Genomic DNA, 17,336 nt, shown 5'->3' with positions numbered 1-17,336 from the left:
GCACCCTGTCCGGCCACACCGGCCATAGTGTCACTAATGGGATGAAAGGGTGGTCCTGAGTTGCGCCTCACGAGGGAACAGGAGCGGGGGCGGGCTTCGGTTTCGGCTTGGCCGCCTTGTCGCCCGTGAACGCCTCGTACTCCTTCAGGACCTCGTCCGTCGGACCGTCCATGCGCAGCTCGCCGCGCTCCAGCCACAGCACGCGGTCGCAGGTGTCGCGGATCGACTTGTTGTTGTGGCTGACCAGGAACACCGTGCCCGCGTGCTTGCGCAGCTCGCGGATCCGGGCCTCGGAACGCTTCTGGAAGGAACGGTCACCCGTCGCCAGCGCCTCGTCGATCAGCAGGACGTCGTGGTCCTTGGCGGCGGCGATGGAGAAGCGCAGGCGGGCCGCCATGCCGGAGGAGTACGTGCGCATGGGGAGGGTGATGAAGTCGCCCTTCTCGTTGATGCCGGAGAAGTCGACGATCTCCTGGTAGCGGTCCTTGATCTGCTCGCGGGACATGCCCATCGCGAGGCCGCCGAGGAAGACGTTGCGCTCGCCGGTGAGGTCGTTCATCAGGGCCGCGTTGACGCCGAGGAGGGAGGGCTGGCCGTCGGTGTGGATACGGCCGTTCTCCACCGGGAGCAGGCCCGCGACCGCCTTGAGCAGGGTCGACTTGCCGGAGCCGTTGGTGCCGATGAGGCCGATCGCCTCGCCCCTGTACGCCACGAAGGAGACGTTCTTGACCGCGTGCACCTTGCGCACGCCGGCCGCCTTCTCGGTCTGCCTGCGGCGCACGATGCGGTTGAGGGCGGCGGTGGCGGAGCCGCGGCCGGCGCCGGTGCCGTTGACGCGGTAGACGATGTCGACGCCGTCGGCGATGACGGTGGGGATCCGCCCTTGTGCGGTCAATTGTGCGGTCTCTCGTGTGGTCTCTTGTGCGGTCTCTCGTGCGGTCTTTGCGATGTCAGCCACGGCCGTACGTCTCCTCAGCCTTCCAGAAGTAGATGAAGCCGCCGACGCCGGCCAGCAGGGCCCAGCCCGTCGCGATGGCCCACACGTGTGGCGGGAGCTGGCTCGCGTGGAAGCTGTCGATCAGCGCGAAGCGCATCAGGTCGATGTAGACGGCGGCGGGGTTGGCCTGAAGGAGCTCGGGCACCCAGGACGGCAGGCCCTTGCGGCCGCTCGCGATGTGGCTGATGCTGAACATCACCCCGGACGCGTACATCCAGGTGCGCAGCACGAACGGCATCAGCTGGGCGATGTCCGGCGTCTTCGCGCCCATGCGCGCCATGACCATCGCGACGCCCGCGTTGAAGGCGAACTGAAGGAACAGCGCCGGGATCACCAGCACCCAGGACGCGGCGACCGGAATGCCGAAGCAGAGCAGGATGACGACCAGCGCGGCCATCGAGAACAGCAGCTGCTGGAGCTGCTGCAGGGCGAAGGAGATGGGCAGCGCGGCCCGCGGGAAGTGCAGGGCGCGGACGAGGCCGAGGTTCCCTGAGATCGCGCGGGTGCCCGCCATGATCGAGCTCTGCGTGAACGTCCAGACGAACACACCCGTCACCAGGAACGGGATGTAGTCCTGCACGCCGTGGCTGGTGCCCAGCAGCATGCCGAAGATGAAGTAGTAGACCGCCGCGTTCAGCAGCGGGTTCATCACCTGCCACACCTGGCCCAGCTTCGCCTGGCTGTACTGCGCGGTGAGCTTGGCGGTGGCGAACGCGCTGATGAAGTGGCGGCGTGCCCACAGCTGGCGCACGTACGCGGGCAGCGAGGGGCGGGCACCGCTGACCGAGAGGCCGTGCCGGGCGGCCAGGGCCGCGAGATCGGCTTCGGGTGGGGCCTGGGTGGTGCTGGGCGGTGTGTGGAGGGCCTGGGTCACATCCGCTGCTTTCGTTCGGGGGGAGGAGGTGGGGGTGAGGCGTTGGGGTGCCGGTGCCGGTGCCGGTGCCGGTGCCAGTCGGTCGGTCATGGCATTGGCCCGGGCGTGGCTCGGCGGTTCCTTACGCTTCTCTTCACGTTTTCTTACGTCGGGACGGGACCGTATCGTCGCAACGCGAGCGTAGGTCGAATGGGCGTCGGAACGCAACCGTTTCGTCGTGACGTGAGCGACGTAACGACGCGACGTGAGCGACGTAACGTCGCGACGTGAGAGACGTAACGACGAGACGGTTGCGTTCCGACGTCGTGCGTGGGGACGGGACCGTATCGTCGTAACGCCCTATGCTGGTCCGCATGACGACCAACCCCGACCAGCCGCAGACGCGTCCGCGCCGCCGGACCCCCGCCGGTGCGGCGGTACTCCGCGAGGACGTGACGGAGGCCATCCGGGCGGCTGTCTTCGAGGAACTGGCGGCCGTCGGCTATGCGCGGATGTCGATAGAGGGCATCGCGCGCCGCGCGGGCGTCGGCAAGACGGCGGTGTACCGGCGCTGGCGTTCCAAGCTGCACCTGGTGCTGGACGTGGTGTCGGCGGTCGCGGTGATGGGGCTGCCCACGCCGAACACGGGCTCCCTGGAGGGCGACCTGCGGATGCTGTACGAGGTGACCTCGCGCGCCCTGCGTCACCCCGTGGTCTCGCAGATCATCCCCGACCTGCAGGCCGAGGCCGCCCGCAACCCCGAGATCGCCGAGGCGCTGCAGAAGGCGCTGGAGCAGGGGCAGGAGGGGGTCGCCAGCAAGATCCTGGTTGGGGCGGAGCAGCGTGGCGAGGTGCGTGCGGGCCTCGACGACGAGCTGGCGCTCGATCTGATCTCGGGCCCGCTGTACTGGCGCACGGTGGTGGCGGCCCGCGGCCGGAAGCTGCCCAAGGGCTATCTGGACTCCCTGGCCCGGGCCACGACGGAGGCGCTCAAAGCGCTGTGAGTAGGCTGCGCGCAGCGACCGCCGTTCGATCGGGGCGGCGCGGCGTCATCGCGCGCGTGCGGTGACCGGAGCAGAGGCGGAACCGCCGTGAGAGTCGTGATCGCCGAGGACAACGCGCTGCTGCGCGAGGGCCTGGTCCTGCTGCTGAGGTCGGCCGGACACGAGGTCGTGGCGGTCGCCGCCACCGGCCCCGAGATCCTGCCCGCGCTGCTGGAACACCGCCCCGACGCCGCCGTCCTCGACGTACGGATGCCACCGGACTTCCGCGACGAGGGACTGCGCGCCGCCCTCGCCGCGCGCAAGGAGATGCCCGGGCTGCCGGTGCTGGTGCTCTCCCAGTACGTCGAGGAGTCGTACGCCGCGGAACTCCTCGGCGGTGGCGCGAGCGGCGTCGGCTACCTCCTCAAGGACCGGGTCGGTCGGGTGGACGAGTTCCTCGACGCGCTGGAGCGGGTGGCGGCCGGCGGCACCGCGCTCGACCCCGAGGTCGTGACCGAACTGCTGACCCGGCGCCGCGACTCCCCGCTTGACCCCCTCACCCCGCGCGAGCGTGAGGTGTTGTCCCTCATGGCCGAGGGCCACGACAACGCGACCATCGCCAAGACCCTCGTCGTCACGGAGCGCGCCGTGCACAAGCACATCGGCAACGTCTTCCTCAAGCTCGGCCTGCCGCAGAGCGACAGTGGGCATCGGAGGGTGCTGGCCGTGCTGGCGTACCTGAACAGCACACAGCGCGCCTAGTACCTGTCCGGCGGATCATGCCGGCGTCGCGCCGTTCCTTGCAGCCGGCCTGATCCAGAAGACACCCCCTAGCCGCTCAACCGCCGCGCCAGCTCCGCCAACTCCCCGACCCGCAGCACCCGTTCGCCGAACCCCGGCAACGGCACGTGCAGGGCCGCGGCCCACCGTTCCGGCACCCCGGCGATGCCGTACACCGCCCCGGCCAGCCCGCCGGTCACGGCCGCGACGGTGTCCGTGTCGCCGCCGAGGTCGATCGCGGCGCGTACGGCGGTCTCGTAGGAGGACGTGGTGCGCAGGGCCCAGACGGCGGAGCCGAGGCAGGGCCAGACGGCGCCGTTGAACTCGGTGGCCCGGTCGGGATGCCAGTCGGGGGCGAGGACGTCGGCGTACCGCTTCCGGTGATCCGGATGGACCGCCGCGAGGGTGGCCGGGAGGGCAGCCAGAGGGTCGCCGCCCTCCATGGCGACGCGCACCAGCTCGTGGAAGACAGCGGTGCCTTCCCACGCCGCCCGGTCCCCGTGGGTGAGGGCGGCGATGCGGCGGGCCGCGTCCATGGTGGCGGCACGACCGTCACGATCGGCGATGCCGCCGCCACTGCCGATGCCGCCGCTGCCGTCACAGCCGGGGCGGGCGAAGTACACCTCGGAGGGAGCAGCGCGCATCAACGCCCCGTTCCCCGCCGCCCGTTGGTTCACCTGGAAGTGCAGGGCTGCGGCCATGTCCCAGGGATCGCCGCTGCTCAGGACGGCTTCCGTCTGCAGGCCGATGTCCTTCGGGCCGGCGGCCGCCCACCGCTGGAACCGTCGGAAGACGTCCGCGAGTTCGAGCCCGCCGCACTCCAGCAGGGACTCGCCGACGAGTACGGCCATCTGCGTGTCGTCGGTGGCCTCGCCCGGCTCCCAGCCGCCGCCCCCGCACATCTCGCCCCCATGGCCGGGGTTCGGGAAGCGGGCGGAGAAGGCTCCTTCGGGGCCGAACTCGAAGGGGGCGCCCAGGGCGTCGCCCACCGCGGAGCCGATGACGGCGCCCAGGGCGCGCGCGGTGCGAAGGGACTCGGTCACCCCGCGAGGCTAACCGGCCGGGTAAGTGGCGTTGGCGCCGCCGGCGTTCATCGGATCGGCCACGCCGAGCGTGACCGGGAGAGCTACCATCCGAACCGCGTAGGCACCCACGCATACGCCGAGGCGTTCCGCCGAGCGATGAGCAACCCCTGGGTATCGATGGCATCCCGTCAGGCCGGACGGAGCGCCCCTTGGGCCAAGGCCCTCGGGGCGGTTCTCCTTGTTTTCCTCGCGGTCGTCATCGTGGCCTACGCGGTCGGTGAATCCCGTGAAGCGGACCGCGAGCGCTCGGCCTTCGAGGCGACCCGCGCCGACGCGCAGCGCTTCGCGGATGCCGTCGTCGACGGGAACGAAGGCCCGCCGCACGACCGGCGGGACGCCGAGCGGGCCCTGGACTCCGCCGTCGGGAAGGGGCAGGGCCTGCTGTACGCGATGCGCTCCACCGAGGGGCGGACGCGCACTGTGCTCCAGTTCTCCCGCACCTTCGAGCGCTCGCTGACGCTCTTCGGACCGGCCCAGGCGACGGTCGACCGCTGCTTCACGGTGGTGTTCCACGGGCCGGCCGCGCGGACCGAGGCAGAGATCATCGCGCACGACGCCGACGAGACCTGCTCGGAAGTAGCCCGGTAACAGAGGCGCCCCGGAGAAACCGGAGGCACCGGAGAAACCAGAGGCGCCCCGGAGAAACCGGAGGCACCGGAGGCACCGGAGAAACCAGAGGCACCGGAGACCGCAGTCCGCTCCGCCTCCGCCTCCGCCAGACCGCAGTCCGCTCCGCCTCCACCAGACCTCAGTCCCGCGCCGCGTCCGGATGCGACCGCACCCACCCCTCCCACGCCGACGTGATCATGTCCTGTACGTCGTGCCTGGCCTTCCAGCCCAGCTCGGTGGCGATGCGGTCGGCGGAGGCGACGACGCGGGCCGGGTCGCCGGGGCGGCGGGGCGTGACGGTCGGGGGCCGGTCGTAGCCGGTGATGGCATTGATCGTGTCGATCATCTCGCGGACCGAAACACCCTCTCCGCGGCCGATGTTGAGGGTGAGGTCGCGGCCCGGCGAGGTCTGGAGGGCGCGGGCCGCGGCCACATGGGCCTCGGCCAGGTCGACGACGTGGATGTAGTCGCGGACGCAGGTGCCGTCGGGGGTGGGGTAGTCGTCGCCGAAGATGCGCGGGGGCGCGTTCTCGGTGAGCTTCTCGAAGACCATGGGGACGAGGTTGAAGACGCCGGTGTCGGCCAGTTCGGGGGTGGCCGCGCCGGCCACGTTGAAGTAGCGCAGCGAGGCCGTGGACAGGCCCGTCGCGCGGCCCGTGGCCCGGACCAGCCACTCGCCGGCGAGCTTGGTCTCGCCGTACGGCGACATCGGCGCGCACGGTGTCTCCTCCGTCACCAGGTCGACGTCCGGCATGCCGTACACCGCCGCCGAGGACGAGAAGACGAAGGACCGTACGCGGGCGGCCCCGGTCACCGCTTCCAGCAGGACGCGCAGGCCCTCGACGTTCTCCCGGTAGTAGTGCAGCGGCAGGTCGACGGACTCGCCGACCTGCTTCTTCGCCGCGAGATGGACGACACCGGTGATGCGGTGTGCCGTCAGGGCGCGGGCGACGCGCTCGCCGTCCAGGGTCGAGCCGACCACCAGCGGCACGCCGTCGGGCACGCGCTCGATGATGCCGGTCGACAGGTCGTCGTACACCACGGCGGGTTCGCCCGCCTCGGTCATCGCCCGTACGACGTGCGCTCCGATATAACCGGCACCGCCGGTGATCAGCCAGGTCATGTGCGGCCGTCCCCTTCGTCAGTAAGGCCTGTGGTTGTCCGTGGTCGTCAGTGGTCGGTGTCAGTGACAGTGAAGCAGGCGGTGGATTCTGGCGCGGACCACTGCCATGACTCCGCGTGAACCAGGGGCCACACGTAGTGCCAGCGCCCCTGAGTGTGTGGCGTACGGCTGTACGAGCACTACGGCGTGCCGGGTGCTCAACGCGGCGCGGCGGCGCAGCGGGCCGGCGCCCGTCGTGGCGTGCGCCGTGACCTCGCGGTACGCACCGCCTCGGAAGCGCACGCGCAGGCGCAGATCCCATGTGCTCGTCCCCGGCGCCCCGGAAAACGTGGCCCAGCAGACCGTCGTCTCGGCGGACCACACCCGGTCGGCCCCGTCGGCCTCGCCTGTCCCGTCGGCCCCGCCCCCCGATGCCGTGAGCCCCACCGTCGTCCGCGGCCCCGCCGCCCGCCCCGTCTCCCGGCACCGCCATTCCACCTCCAGCGCCTCGGGGCCCGCCTGCGCCACCCGGCCGTACAGCTCGTGCAGGCGCAGCCGGAGCTGGGCGGCACGCGCGCGTGGGCGCAGTTCCGCGTCCACGGCGAGGGGGAGGAGACCGACGGGGCGGGTCAGCAGGGGCTCCAGGGTGACCTGGGGGAGGCCGGCGGACCAGGTGGGGGTGCCGTCGGGGGTGTGGGCGTAGGGAGGGAGGAGGCGGGCGGGGCGGGCGGCGAGGTCCCTGAGGCGGGGCAGGTCGCGGGGCTCGGGGGAGGCCAGGACGACGCGGCCGATGAGACGGCCGGGTGCGGTGGGGTGGTACGCCCAGTCGGACGCGTCGTACTCGGCGAGGTACGCCCGGGTGTGCGCCCACCACGTCTGCTGGTACTCGGCGTCGTGCAGGCCCAACTCGCGTACGTACATCCGCAGTTCGTGGTCGAGGAACTTGCCGCGCGCCGCCCGTGCCAGCTCCTTCTGGCCGGCGCCCAGCAGGATCTCGTACGCCAGCCGGCACGCCTCCGTGCGCGCCCGCCAGTTGGTGATGCCGGCGCGGTCCAGGGAGATGGACAGCCGGTCGGCGGAGCGGCGCACGTGCCAGACGTACACCTCGTTCGGGACGAGGGCGATGCGTGGCCCGGCGGCCAGTACGCGCGCGGTGAAGACGAAGTCCTCGTAGGGGAAGCGGCCTTCGGGGAAGCGGATGCCGTGGTCGCGCAGGAAGTCCGTGCGGTAGAGCTTGTTGACGCAGAGCGTGTCGTGGACCAGGCGAGGGCGCTGCGCCGGCCGCTCGTACACGGCGTGCGCGGCGTACAGGGACGCCTGCCACGGCACCGTGCGCCCCTCGGGCAGCTCCCGTCGCACGCACAGCCCGCCCGCCACCTCCGCGGACGCCTCTTTCGCCGCCGCGAGCAGCGCGTCCACCGCGCCCGGCGGCAGGACGTCGTCGCTGTCCAGGAACATCACGTACGGCGATGTCACCCGGTCCAGCCCGGTGTTGCGCGGGCTGCCGCAGCCGCCGCTGTTGACCCGGCGCCGGACCACCTTCACGCGCGGCTCGGTCGCGGCGAGGCGGGCGAGGAGTTCCGCGCTGTCGTCGGTCGAGCAGTCGTCGACGGCGACGACCTCCCGGACGGCGGGCCCCTGTGCCAGCGCCGAGCGGACGGCGGCCGTCACGTGCGCGGCGTCGTTGTAGCCGATGACGACGACGCCGACCTGCGGCTCGCGCTCGGCGTGCCCGGCGTCTGCGGCGGGAGGGTGCATGGGGCCCGTTCCGGGATCGAGGGTGTGGTGGGGTGTCGCCCGTTGGGCGGGACTTGGGGCCCGCTCCGGAAGACGGCCGGAACCGAGGTCCGGTTCACTGTTCATCACGGCGGATCGTAAGCCGGTCGAACGCCATATTTGTGGTGATACGCCGTCAATGAATAATAAGAGTCTGCTAATAGCACAAAATCGGCCCTGTGAGGAACGCGGAACCGGGGCGGAGGAAGCAGGGGTGGAGCGGCCGTGCGGTCGGCACGGCCGGCGCCGTCGCGGTCCCGATGGCCGTCCCCATGACCGTGACACTCGGGATCGGCCTGTGGGGGCTCGACCGTGAGGGCATGTGGCGGGACGAGGGAGTGACGTTCCAGGTCGCCCGCCGGTCGGTGCCGGAGATCTGGCGGCTGGTGCAGGCTGTGGACGCCGTGCACGGCCTGTACTACCTGCTCATGCACGCCGTCCTCGCCCTTCACCCCGGCGAGGTCGCCCTCCGGCTGCCGTCGGTGCTCGGCGCGACCGTGGCGGCGGGGCTGGTCGCGGCGCTCGGGGTGCGGCTGGCGCGGCCGAGGGTGGGGCTGTGGGCCGGACTGCTGTTCGCGGTGACGCCGATGGTCGGGCACTACGCGCAGGAGGGCCGGTCGTACGCGCTGGTGACGGCCGGGGTGGCCGGCGCGACGCTGCTGCTGGTGCGGCGGGTGTGGTGGGCGTACGGAGTCGTCCTCGGGGCTGCCTGTCTGCTGCACGAACTGGCCGTCCTCGCGGTGTGCGCCCATGCGGTGACCCTGGCGGCGGGCCGTGCGCCGAGGCGGGTGTGGTTCGGGTGGGCACGCGCGGCGGCCGGTGCGGGTGTCGCCCTGCTGCCGCTGGTGGCCGTGTCCCGGGCGCAGGCCGGGCAGGTGGAGTGGCTGGCGGCGCCGGGGTGGGGGACCGCGGAACGCCTGCTCCGGGGCTTCGTCGCCGGGCCCACGGGGGTGGTGTTCGGGGCCTGTGTCCTGTTGATGGTGGTGGGGCTGCGGGCGGGGCGGGTCACGGAGGTCGCGCTGCCGCTGGTGGTGGTCCCGCCGGTGCTTCTCGTCACCGTGTCGCAGGTGCGGCCCGTGTACGACGACCGGTACGTGCTGTACGCGCTCGCGGGGGCTCCGCTGCTGGTGGCGGCGGGGGCGGACCGGGTGGTCGGCCTCGTGGCTCGCGCACACCCGTACGGCGGCCGGCCGCTGAGGCCGCTGACCTCCCTGGCCGGCGCCCTCGCCATCACCCTCGCCTTCCTCCACCACCTCCCCCTCCATCGCCAGGACCGCTCCGCGGCGCACCGCCCCGACAACCTCGCCGCCACCTCCGCGTTCGCCGCCCGGCACCTGCGCCCCGGCGACCCGGTGCTGTTCCTGCCGTCCATCGGGCGGCGTTCGGCGCTGGCCTATCCACGAGGGTTCCGGTCGGCCTGGGACGTCGCGTTGCGGCAGTCCGGGCCGAGGTCGGGGACGTTGTACGGCCGTGAGGTCGGGGCCGGGGAGCTGCGGCGCAGGCTGGAGCCGGTCGACCGGGTCTGGGTCGTCGCCGAGCCGTACGCCCTCAACTCGCCCTGGTATCCACGCAACCCGACCGAGCGCGCCAAGCTGGACATCGTCGGCGAGGAGTTCAGGCCCGTTGCCGCTGGACAGCCCCACGGCCCCCTACGGCTCTACGTCCGCCGCGCGTCGTCTCCGCGCCCCGCCCCGGCCGCGCACCGGTCCCGACCCCACCCCCGGCCTGCGCATCATGCTCCGCTTACGCACCCTGCCCCGGCGTCTCCTCCACCGCGGCCGCGTCCAGAGCCTCGGTGAGCTGGTCCAGCCGTGCCCGCAGCTCGCGGATCTCGTCCACGTCGAAGCCCGTCGCCGTGGCGATCCGGCGCGGCACCTGCAGGGCCCGCTCACGCAGGGCGGTGCCCTCCTCGGTCAGCCGCACCTCCACCGAGCGCTCGTCACGCGCGCTGCGCTCCCGGCGCACCAGACCGGCCGCCTCCAGCCGCTTGAGCAGCGGAGACAGCGTGCCTGAGTCGAGACGCAGGTGTTCGCCCAGCTTCTTCACGGGCAGGTCGCCGTGCTCCCACAGCACCAGCATCACCAGGTACTGCGGATAGGTGAGCCCCAGGTCCTTCAGGACAACGCGGTAGACGCCGCCGAAGGCGCGCGAGGCGGCGTTCAGGGAGAAGCAGATCTGCTGGTCGAGGCGGAGCCAGTCGGCCGTGGGCGTGGTCGTCATGCCTCCAGGGTAGCTCGTGTTCCGCCATTTAGTTGTGTGCAATTGAATTGTGTGCTCTACTTGTGGTCGTGCGGCGGCCGCCACCAGAGCCGCCGGAACGTGACTTGAGAGGGATGGTTTCCATGGACGCGCTCTACACCGCTGTCGCCACCGCCACCCACGGCCGCGATGGTCGCGCCGTCTCCAACGACGGCAAGATCGACCTCAAGCTGGCCCCGCCGGTGGAGCTGGGCGGCAACGGCGAGGGCACGAACCCGGAGCAGCTGTTCGCCGCCGGTTACGCCGCCTGCTTCGGCAGCGCCCTCGGCCTCGTCGGCCGCCAGGCCAAGGTCGACGTGTCCGACGCCGCCGTCACCGCCGAGGTCGGCATAGGCAAGCAGGGCGAGGGCTTCGGTCTGAAGGTGACGCTGCGCGTGGAGCTGCCCGACACCCTGGACGAGGCGACCGGCCGCAAGCTCGTCGAGACCGCCCACCAGGTCTGCCCCTACTCCAACGCCACCCGCGGCAACATCGACGTCGACCTCGTCATCGAGTAGTCGGCCCGGAGCCGTCGAGTGACCCCGCCCGGAGCCGTCGAGCAACCCCGGCCGGGGTCCTCGCGTGACCCCGCCCGGAGCCGTCGAGCAACCCCGGCCGGGGTCCTCGCGTGACCTCGCCCGGAGTCGACGGTCACCCGATCCGCGCCAGCACCTCCCCCGTCTCCGGGCTCCAAGCCACGATCACCGCCTCCTCCGGCACCCGCTTCCACCGCGTCAGCAGCAGCCAGCGCGCGTGGTAGCGCCGGGCGACGGCGGTGCGCTCGGCCCGGGTCGACGTGGGGGAGAGGTAGGCGTGGACATCGGCGAGCCTGCGATCCCGTTCCCGCTCGTCCAGGGCCGGGTCGGGCCAGATCGGCGCGGCGAGGTTCGGTCCGTAGCCGGGGATCGAGCGAGGGGCGAAGTGCCCGTCGGAGATGACCACTTCGCCCTTGTCGACATGCCGTGCCGCCCACGCGTACGACGGCCAGATCGACGGCTGCTCCAGCCCGACCGGATCCAGCACACGCGGCACCACCGCCCCGCCCTGCACGGTCAGGAACCCGACACAGGCCCCGGCGGCCGCGGCCCCGCCCAGCGCCCGGCGTGCCCTGCCCCAGGGCCGGGGCGCCGCCAGCTCCACCGCCAGCGCGAACTGCAACGGCACGAGGGTGAGCCCGAGGATCCTGCCGTAGGTGTAGTGGCCGCTGACCCAGCCGTATGCCACGAGCAGGCAGTCGAGGGCGAACAGCAGCACCAGCGGATCCCGCCAGGAACCCCGCCGCCCGCGCAGCCACAGCGCCGGCAGCCCCAGCAGTGCCAGCCAGAACTGCCCGAAGAGCTGCTCGTACAGCCGCCGGTGCATCCAGTCCACGCTGTCGTCCGCGGCCAGCGCGAACACATCGAAGTACGGCCAGGACCAGGCGGCCAGCGCCGCCGTCCCCGCCGCCACTCCCCACCGCAGCACCACCGGGCTCCGCCACTCGCGCTGCCACCCGGCGACGAACGCCACCGCCCCCAGCACCGCCGCCACCGCGGTGATCGGATGGACCAGCAGGATCAGCCCGTACAGCGCCCCGATCCCCGCGTACCCGGCAAGACCCGGCAGCCCGCTCGGCCCCACGTACCGGACGAGCCCCTGCCTTCGCGCCCGCGCCCCGGTCAGGGCCCAGGCCCAGAAGGTCAGCCCGATGGCGCACGCCGACGGATAGCCGAGGTTCCCCGTCATCGACATCAGGCTCAGGTACCCGCTCCACCAGGCCCGCTCGGTCCCCCACAGCAGCGTCATCGCGCCCAGCGCGAGCACCGGAGCCCACGGCCGCGGCGTCAGCACCCGCACGAAGCGGCCGATGCCGGTCAGCAGCACCAGCAGGTTCAGCGGCCCGGCCAGCCGTACGACTTCCCAGCCGCCCAGCCCGCTCAGCCGGGCGAACGCGCCCTGCGTGACGGCGTACGGCGAGTAGTACGGGCTGCCCGCGCCCGGCAGGTCCGCCATCGGGTGGCGTGGGTGGAACAGGTCCGCCCTCAGACGTTCCACCACCGCCGCGTGCTGGCCCGCGTCGCAGCACAGCGGCACGGCCCAGTACGCCAGCGATATCACCAGGAAGAACAGAAACCCGAAGACCTGGTACGGCGTCGGTCGCCAGACGCGGCCGCCGCACAGCGCGGTCGCACCGCGCACCGCCCTCCGGACGAGAGTGTCGACGGCCGCCTTTCCGATGGGGGAGGTTGAGTGGGTTTGGGGCATTTGTCGTATATTCCCGATCGGGTCAACGACATTGCCTCACGTCACCTCATCGAGTGAGCGACGACCGCGGGACCTAGTGAGCGTCCGTCAGCGACCTCGCGCCCGCCGGAGCGGGCACCCGCTCCGCCCCGACCGCTCCCTGCGATGTCCCCTCACCCAGCAGCACCGCCCGCACGACCCGCTCGGCGGCGTGTCCGTCGTCGAACTCGCAGAACCGCTCCCGGAATCCCGCCCGCGCCCGCGCCGACTCCCCGTCCTGCCACGTCCCGGACGCGAACAGCCACGCCAACTCCCGGTAGGAGCGCGAGACATGGCCCGGCGCCTCGGCCGTGATGTCGAAGTAGGCCCCCCGGCTCGCCGTGTACGCCCCCCAGTCGTCGGCGTGGATCACGATCGGCCGGTCCAGGTGGGCGTAGTCGAACATCAGGGCGGAGTAGTCGGTGACCAGCACGTCGGCGGCGAGCATCACGTCCTCGACGTGCGGCTCGTCCGTCGCGTCGATCAGTACGCCCCGACGGTGCAGGTCGGTCAGGCCCATCCCGCGTGCCGTGCCCTTCGCCAGCGACGGGTGCAGCCGTACGACGAGCGTGTGGCCGGCGCCCAGATCCTCGGCGAACCGGGCGAGATCGATCCGGTCGACATGACCGCCCCGGCGGTAGTCGCGGCGGGTCGGCGCGTACAGCACGACGGTGTGCCCGGCGGGGACACCGAGCCGCGCACGAGCCGCCTCGACGGCCTGCGGACCGGCGTTGACCAGCACGTCGTTGCGCGGGCTCCCCGTCCGCAGCGACGTGAAGTGGCACGGATACGCCCGCTCCCACACCAGCTCCGAGTGCCGGTTGGCCACCAGGCTGTAGTCCCAGCGGTCGGCCCGCCACAGCATCTTCGGCACGTCGAAACCGTGCCGGGCGCCGGGCTTGGTCAGCAGGTCGGCCGCCATGTACTTGAGCGGGGTGCCCTGGTGGGTGTGGAGATGGACGCTGCCCGGACGCTTGGCCAGCGTGCCCGGCCAGTTGACGTTGTTCACCCAGTACGTGGCCCGAGCCATGACCTGGTGGTAGCGCCACGAGCCCGGCGTCACGAAGTCGATCCCCGGCGGCAGCGTGTCCACCGCGTCCTCCTGGACGACCCACACCCCCTTGATGTGCGGGGCGATCTCGCGGGCCTTGGCGTGGATCGCCGCCGGATCGCCCAGCACCCCGCGATGCGAGAACGCCGAGTAGACCGCCAGGTGCGGATCGAGCGGAAGCCTCGACTGGGCCGCGTACCAGGCGTGCTGGGTCCGCTGCGCCGCCGCCCGCGTCACGCGCCGCTTGCCGCTGCCCGCCGCCCTGCGCAGATCGCGCAGCCCGCGCGCCACGGCGTACGACGCGTAGGGCGCCGTCGCCAGCAGCCGCATCTCCTTGCCGCGCCAGCCGTCCGGCGGGGTGAAGCCCTCGGGGAGGTGGCGGGCGTGGAAGGAGCGGATCTCGCGGTAGAAGTCCGGCCGGTCCGCGGGCGTCACCCGGTCCTCGCGGGCCAGCACGAACAGCATGTGGTCCAGGGCCCGTTCGAACAGCAGCGGGCGCGCCCACGCCAGGTCGGGGCGCTCCTCGAGGAACGCGAACAGGCCCTCGTACTGCGCAAAGATGTCGAAGTGCCGCCGCCCCGGCGTCTTGGTGATCGCCCCCTGCCGGCGCTGCCGGTACTCGACCCCGATCCGCTCCAGGCACACGATGCGGTCGGCCAGCACCATCGAGCGGTAGGTGACGGGCGCGTCCTCGTACAGGCCCGGCGCGTAGCGCAGCTCGTGCTTCAGGAGGAAGTCGCGCCGGTACGCCTTGTTCCAGGCGACCAGGAACAGATGCAGGTACTCGGGGTTCTCGCGGACGCAGAAGGTGTCCGAGCCGGCCGCGGCCAGCAGGTCCGCCGCCGTGCTGCGCCCGCCGCGGCCCCACCAGTGCGTGCGGACGTGGTCGAAGACCAGGATGTCGGGGTCGTCGCCCGCCTCCAGGCGCGCCGCCACCGCGGCCAGCAGGCCCGGCGTGTAGGAGTCGTCGCTGTCGAGGAACAGGACGTAGTCGCCGCTCGCCTCCTCCAGACCCGCGTTGCGGGCCCGGCCGAGGCCGACGTTCTCCGGCAGGTGCAGCACGCGCACGCGTGCGTCGCGCTCGGCGTAGGCGTCCAGGATGGCGGGGCAGCCGTCGGGGGAGCGGTCGTCGACGGCGATCACCTCGAAATCGCGGTACGACTGCCCGAGCACCGAGTCCAGGCACTCCCGCAGGAAGCCCTGCACCTTGAAGACGGGGACGATGATGCTGAAGCGGGGCACGTCAGTTCCTCACGAGGGTCGTCGCGGCGGGGGCGGGGATGCGCTCGGCCAGCGGGATCACCGGCGGGATCGCCTCGGGCGGCTCGCCCAGCAGCACCCGGCGTACGACACGCTCGGCCGCCTGCCCGTCGTCGAACTGGCAGAAGCGCTCCCGGAACGCGGCCCGCAGCGCCTTGGCCTCCCCGTCCGCCCACGAGCCGTCGCGGAAGACCGCCGCCAGCTCGCCCGGCGTCCGCGCCACCCGCCCCGGCGGCGCCTCCATCAGGTCGAAGTAGACGCCCCGCAGCTCCCGGTAGACGTCCCAGTCGTCGGCGTACACGACGATCGGCCGGTCCAGGTTGGCGTAGTCGAACATGATCGACGAGTAGTCAGTGATCAGCGCGTCGGCGGCCAGGCACACGTCCTCGGAGGAGCGGTGCCCGGTGACGTCGATGATCCGGCCGGTGCCGCGCTCGCCGCCCTGGTCGTAGAAGTAGTGGGCGCGCAGCAGCACGACGTACTCGTCGCCGATCTCCTCGCACAGCGCCTCCAGATCGAGGCTGGTCTCGAAGCCGGTGGCGTAGTCGCGGTGCGTGGGCGCGTAGAGCAGGGCCTTCTTGCCCTCGGGGACGCCGAGTTCGCGGCGGACGCGGGCCACGTCGGCCGCATCCGCCGTGTAGTAGACGTCGTTGCGCGGATAGCCGTACTCCAGCGGCTCGTGCGCGGACGGGTAGGCGCTCTCCCACATCTCCGTGGAGTGCCGGTTGGAGGTGAGGTTGTAGTCCCAGCGGTCGACGCGGGCCAGCAGCTTGGCGAAGCTGCCGGTCGCCGCGGCCACCACGGGGTACGTCGACTGGTCGGCGCCCATCTTCTTCAGCGGGGTGCCGTGCTGGGTCGACAGGTGCACGCTGCCCTCGCGCTTGACCACGGCGTCCGCGAAGTTGGCGTTGTTGACCAGGTACGTGGCCCGGGCGAGCACGTCCCAGTACGCACGGCTGCCGATGACCGCGTACTCCACGTCCTTCGGCATCGTGTGCGCCTGGTCCGCCTCGACCAGGAACACCGACCGCAGGTGCGGGGCGAGTTCGCGTGCCTTGGCGTGGATCGCGGCCGGGTTGCAGAGATAACCGCGGCCCCAGTACGCGCAGTACACGGCGAGGTTCGGGTCCAGGCGGCGGCGCAGCTGGAGTTGGTACCGCAGCCGCGTGCGCAGTCCGCCACGCGGGCGCGGCACACCCGCCGCCAGCCTCGCCGCCGCCTGGTTGGCCCCGCGCAGCGCCCGGAACGCCGCGTACGCCCCCGTCGCCAGCAGCCGGTGCTGCACACCGAGACTGCCGCCCGGCACCCGGAACCCGGCAGGACGATGCCGCCGGTAGAGCCCGCTCGCCCGCCGGAAGAAGGCACGCCGCCCGCGCGGCAGCCGGCGTGGATGCGCGGCCGTCTTCAGTACGGCGCCGAAGAGCTGCTCGAACAGCGCCGCGAACCGCTCCCCGGACAGCCCCTGCCCGGCCGCCCGCGTCAGCACCAGCTCGGCCTGGTCCAGCAGCTCGAAGTGGTGCTCGCCCGGCAGGCCCAGCCGGCTGCCCTGCCGCCGCAGCAGATGCCGTACGACGACCTGGCGCAGCACCGCCATGCGCTCGGCGCTCAACGCGACCAGGCCGCCGAAGCCGACATCGGTGAAGTGGCCGTCGGGGAAGGCGAGCTGCCGTTCGGTGAGGAAGGCCCGGCGGTAGGCCGCGCTCCAGGCCGGGAGCCGGACCCCCGTCAGCTCCGGCGCCTGCTCCGGTGAGAAGACCCCGCCCGGAACCCGCGCCAGCAGTGGCGCGGCCGGGTTGGTCGGCTCGCCCACCCACCACGGCGTCCGCTCGTGCTCGAAGTGCAGGACGTCCACGTCGCCGGTCTCGCCCAGCCGGGCGTCCAGCGCCGCCAGCGCCCCCGGCACCAGCACGTCGTCACCGTCCAGGAACAGCAGCCACTCACCGATCGCCGCCCGCGCCCCGGCGTTGCGTGCCCCGGCCGGCCCGGCCGCCGGCGGCGAGTGCACGGGCGCCACCCGGCAGTCCCGCTCGGCGTACCCCGCCACGACGGCCGCCGCCGTGCAGTCGGGGCCGTCGCAGACCGGGATCAGCTCGAAGTCGCCGAAGGACTGGGCGAGGACCGAGTCCAGCGCCAGGGACAGCCGGCCCGCGACCCCGTGGGACGGAACGATGATGCTGAAGCGGGGCATACTGCCCTTTCTGTCGAGGTTCTTCAGGAGGCTGCCGAGGTTCCCCGGGACGCCGGGGCCGGCCCCGGCCCGCTTCGACGACGGCCGGGCCGCCCGGCCGGACGCCAGGTGTGGGGCCGGCTCGGCGTGGGCCGCGACGGACTGGAGGGCAT

At 72.4% G+C, this 17,336-nt stretch carries 14 protein-coding genes; 5 read left to right on the top strand and 9 right to left on the bottom strand.

The features are described from left to right. Positions 1–67 precede the first annotated feature (67 nt). Both EJ357_RS18025 and EJ357_RS18020 read right to left on the bottom strand, forming a co-directional pair. The gene (locus EJ357_RS18025; protein WP_175647826.1) at positions 68–895 is read right to left on the bottom strand and encodes an ABC transporter ATP-binding protein; all 828 of its coding nucleotides are present in this window, start codon (positions 893–895) and stop codon (positions 68–70) included. 55 nt (positions 896–950) lie between these two features. Beyond that, positions 951–1,871 carry an ABC transporter permease gene (locus EJ357_RS18020; protein WP_126392655.1) on the bottom strand — a complete coding sequence of 307 codons (921 nt, stop codon included), beginning with the start codon at positions 1,869–1,871 and terminating at the stop codon, positions 951–953. 341 nt (positions 1,872–2,212) lie between these two features. Between EJ357_RS18020 and EJ357_RS18015 the strand changes: the two genes are divergently transcribed. Both EJ357_RS18015 and EJ357_RS18010 read left to right on the top strand, forming a co-directional pair. Then, the gene (locus EJ357_RS18015) at positions 2,213–2,854 is read left to right on the top strand and encodes a TetR/AcrR family transcriptional regulator (protein WP_126392654.1); all 642 of its coding nucleotides are present in this window, start codon (positions 2,213–2,215) and stop codon (positions 2,852–2,854) included. Between the two features lie 87 nt (positions 2,855–2,941). Further along, positions 2,942–3,595, top strand: coding sequence for a response regulator transcription factor (locus tag EJ357_RS18010; protein ID WP_126392653.1), 654 nt, complete (start codon positions 2,942–2,944; stop codon positions 3,593–3,595). A 68-nt stretch (positions 3,596–3,663) separates the two neighbouring features. Here EJ357_RS18010 and EJ357_RS18005 read toward each other — a convergent pair whose 3' ends face one another. Continuing rightward, a complete protein-coding gene (locus tag EJ357_RS18005) occupies positions 3,664–4,656 on the bottom strand; it encodes an ADP-ribosylglycohydrolase family protein (RefSeq protein WP_126392652.1) in 993 nt (330 codons plus the stop codon). 159 nt (positions 4,657–4,815) lie between these two features. Here EJ357_RS18005 and EJ357_RS18000 point away from each other — a divergent pair, with 159 nt between their 5' ends. Continuing rightward, complete coding sequence (locus tag EJ357_RS18000; RefSeq protein ID WP_126392651.1) at positions 4,816–5,286, top strand: hypothetical protein; 471 nt, start codon at positions 4,816–4,818, stop codon at positions 5,284–5,286. 160 nt (positions 5,287–5,446) lie between these two features. On the opposite strand, the gene galE is transcribed toward EJ357_RS18000, so the two are convergent. Then, positions 5,447–6,430: a UDP-glucose 4-epimerase GalE gene (gene galE, locus EJ357_RS17995; RefSeq protein WP_126392650.1), complete on the bottom strand. Its 984-nt coding sequence runs from the start codon at positions 6,428–6,430 to the stop codon at positions 5,447–5,449. Positions 6,431–6,490: 60 nt separating this feature from the next. Continuing rightward, positions 6,491–8,167: a glycosyltransferase family A protein gene (locus EJ357_RS17990; protein ID WP_126399597.1), complete on the bottom strand. Its 1,677-nt coding sequence runs from the start codon at positions 8,165–8,167 to the stop codon at positions 6,491–6,493. A gap of 197 nt (positions 8,168–8,364) precedes the next feature. Between EJ357_RS17990 and EJ357_RS17985 the strand changes: the two genes are divergently transcribed. Further along, complete coding sequence (locus EJ357_RS17985) at positions 8,365–9,984, top strand: glycosyltransferase family 39 protein (RefSeq protein ID WP_323378014.1); 1,620 nt, start codon at positions 8,365–8,367, stop codon at positions 9,982–9,984. Here EJ357_RS17985 and EJ357_RS17980 read toward each other — a convergent pair. Next, positions 9,929–10,405, bottom strand: coding sequence for a MarR family winged helix-turn-helix transcriptional regulator (locus EJ357_RS17980; protein WP_126392649.1), 477 nt, complete (start codon positions 10,403–10,405; stop codon positions 9,929–9,931). The genes EJ357_RS17985 and EJ357_RS17980 overlap by 56 nt on opposite strands. 122 nt (positions 10,406–10,527) lie before the next feature. On the opposite strand from EJ357_RS17980, the gene EJ357_RS17975 reads away from it, so the two are divergent. Next, the gene (locus tag EJ357_RS17975) at positions 10,528–10,941 is read left to right on the top strand and encodes an organic hydroperoxide resistance protein (protein ID WP_126392648.1); all 414 of its coding nucleotides are present in this window, start codon (positions 10,528–10,530) and stop codon (positions 10,939–10,941) included. A 133-nt stretch (positions 10,942–11,074) separates the two neighbouring features. Here EJ357_RS17975 and EJ357_RS17970 read toward each other — a convergent pair whose 3' ends face one another. From EJ357_RS17970 to EJ357_RS17960, 3 genes are all read right to left on the bottom strand, one after another. After that, positions 11,075–12,667, bottom strand: coding sequence for a hypothetical protein (locus EJ357_RS17970; RefSeq protein WP_126392647.1), 1,593 nt, complete (start codon positions 12,665–12,667; stop codon positions 11,075–11,077). 73 nt (positions 12,668–12,740) lie between these two features. Further along, positions 12,741–14,978 (bottom strand): bifunctional glycosyltransferase/CDP-glycerol:glycerophosphate glycerophosphotransferase, encoded by a 2,238-nt coding sequence (locus EJ357_RS17965; protein ID WP_126392646.1) that lies wholly within the window; start codon positions 14,976–14,978, stop codon positions 12,741–12,743. 1 nt (position 14,979) lies between these two features. Further along, positions 14,980–17,184, bottom strand: a complete 2,205-nt coding sequence (locus tag EJ357_RS17960; protein WP_126392645.1) for a CDP-glycerol glycerophosphotransferase family protein — start codon at positions 17,182–17,184, stop codon at positions 14,980–14,982. Between the last annotated feature and the right edge of the window lie 152 nt (positions 17,185–17,336).

Origin of the sequence: Streptomyces cyaneochromogenes, from assembly GCF_003963535.1 — a bacterium.
Lineage (GTDB): Bacteria > Actinomycetota > Actinomycetes > Streptomycetales > Streptomycetaceae > Streptomyces > Streptomyces shaanxiensis.
The sequence above is the reverse complement of the archived record's forward strand: the minus strand, read 5'-3'. Positions and strand labels throughout refer to the sequence as shown.

Coding starts and splice junctions, on each gene's coding strand:
- galE (WP_126392650.1), bottom strand. CDS start 6,430: ATGACCTGGCTGATCACCGGCGGTGCCGGTTATATCGGAGCGCACGTC.
- EJ357_RS17990 (WP_126399597.1), bottom strand. CDS start 8,167: ATGCACCCTCCCGCCGCAGACGCCGGGCACGCCGAGCGCGAGCCGCAG.
- EJ357_RS17970 (WP_126392647.1), bottom strand. CDS start 12,667: ATGCCCCAAACCCACTCAACCTCCCCCATCGGAAAGGCGGCCGTCGAC.
- EJ357_RS17960 (WP_126392645.1), bottom strand. CDS start 17,184: ATGCCCCGCTTCAGCATCATCGTTCCGTCCCACGGGGTCGCGGGCCGG.
- EJ357_RS17980 (WP_126392649.1), bottom strand. CDS start 10,405: ATGACGACCACGCCCACGGCCGACTGGCTCCGCCTCGACCAGCAGATC.
- EJ357_RS18000 (WP_126392651.1), top strand. CDS start 4,816: ATGGCATCCCGTCAGGCCGGACGGAGCGCCCCTTGGGCCAAGGCCCTC.
- EJ357_RS17975 (WP_126392648.1), top strand. CDS start 10,528: ATGGACGCGCTCTACACCGCTGTCGCCACCGCCACCCACGGCCGCGAT.
- EJ357_RS18015 (WP_126392654.1), top strand. CDS start 2,213: ATGCTGGTCCGCATGACGACCAACCCCGACCAGCCGCAGACGCGTCCG.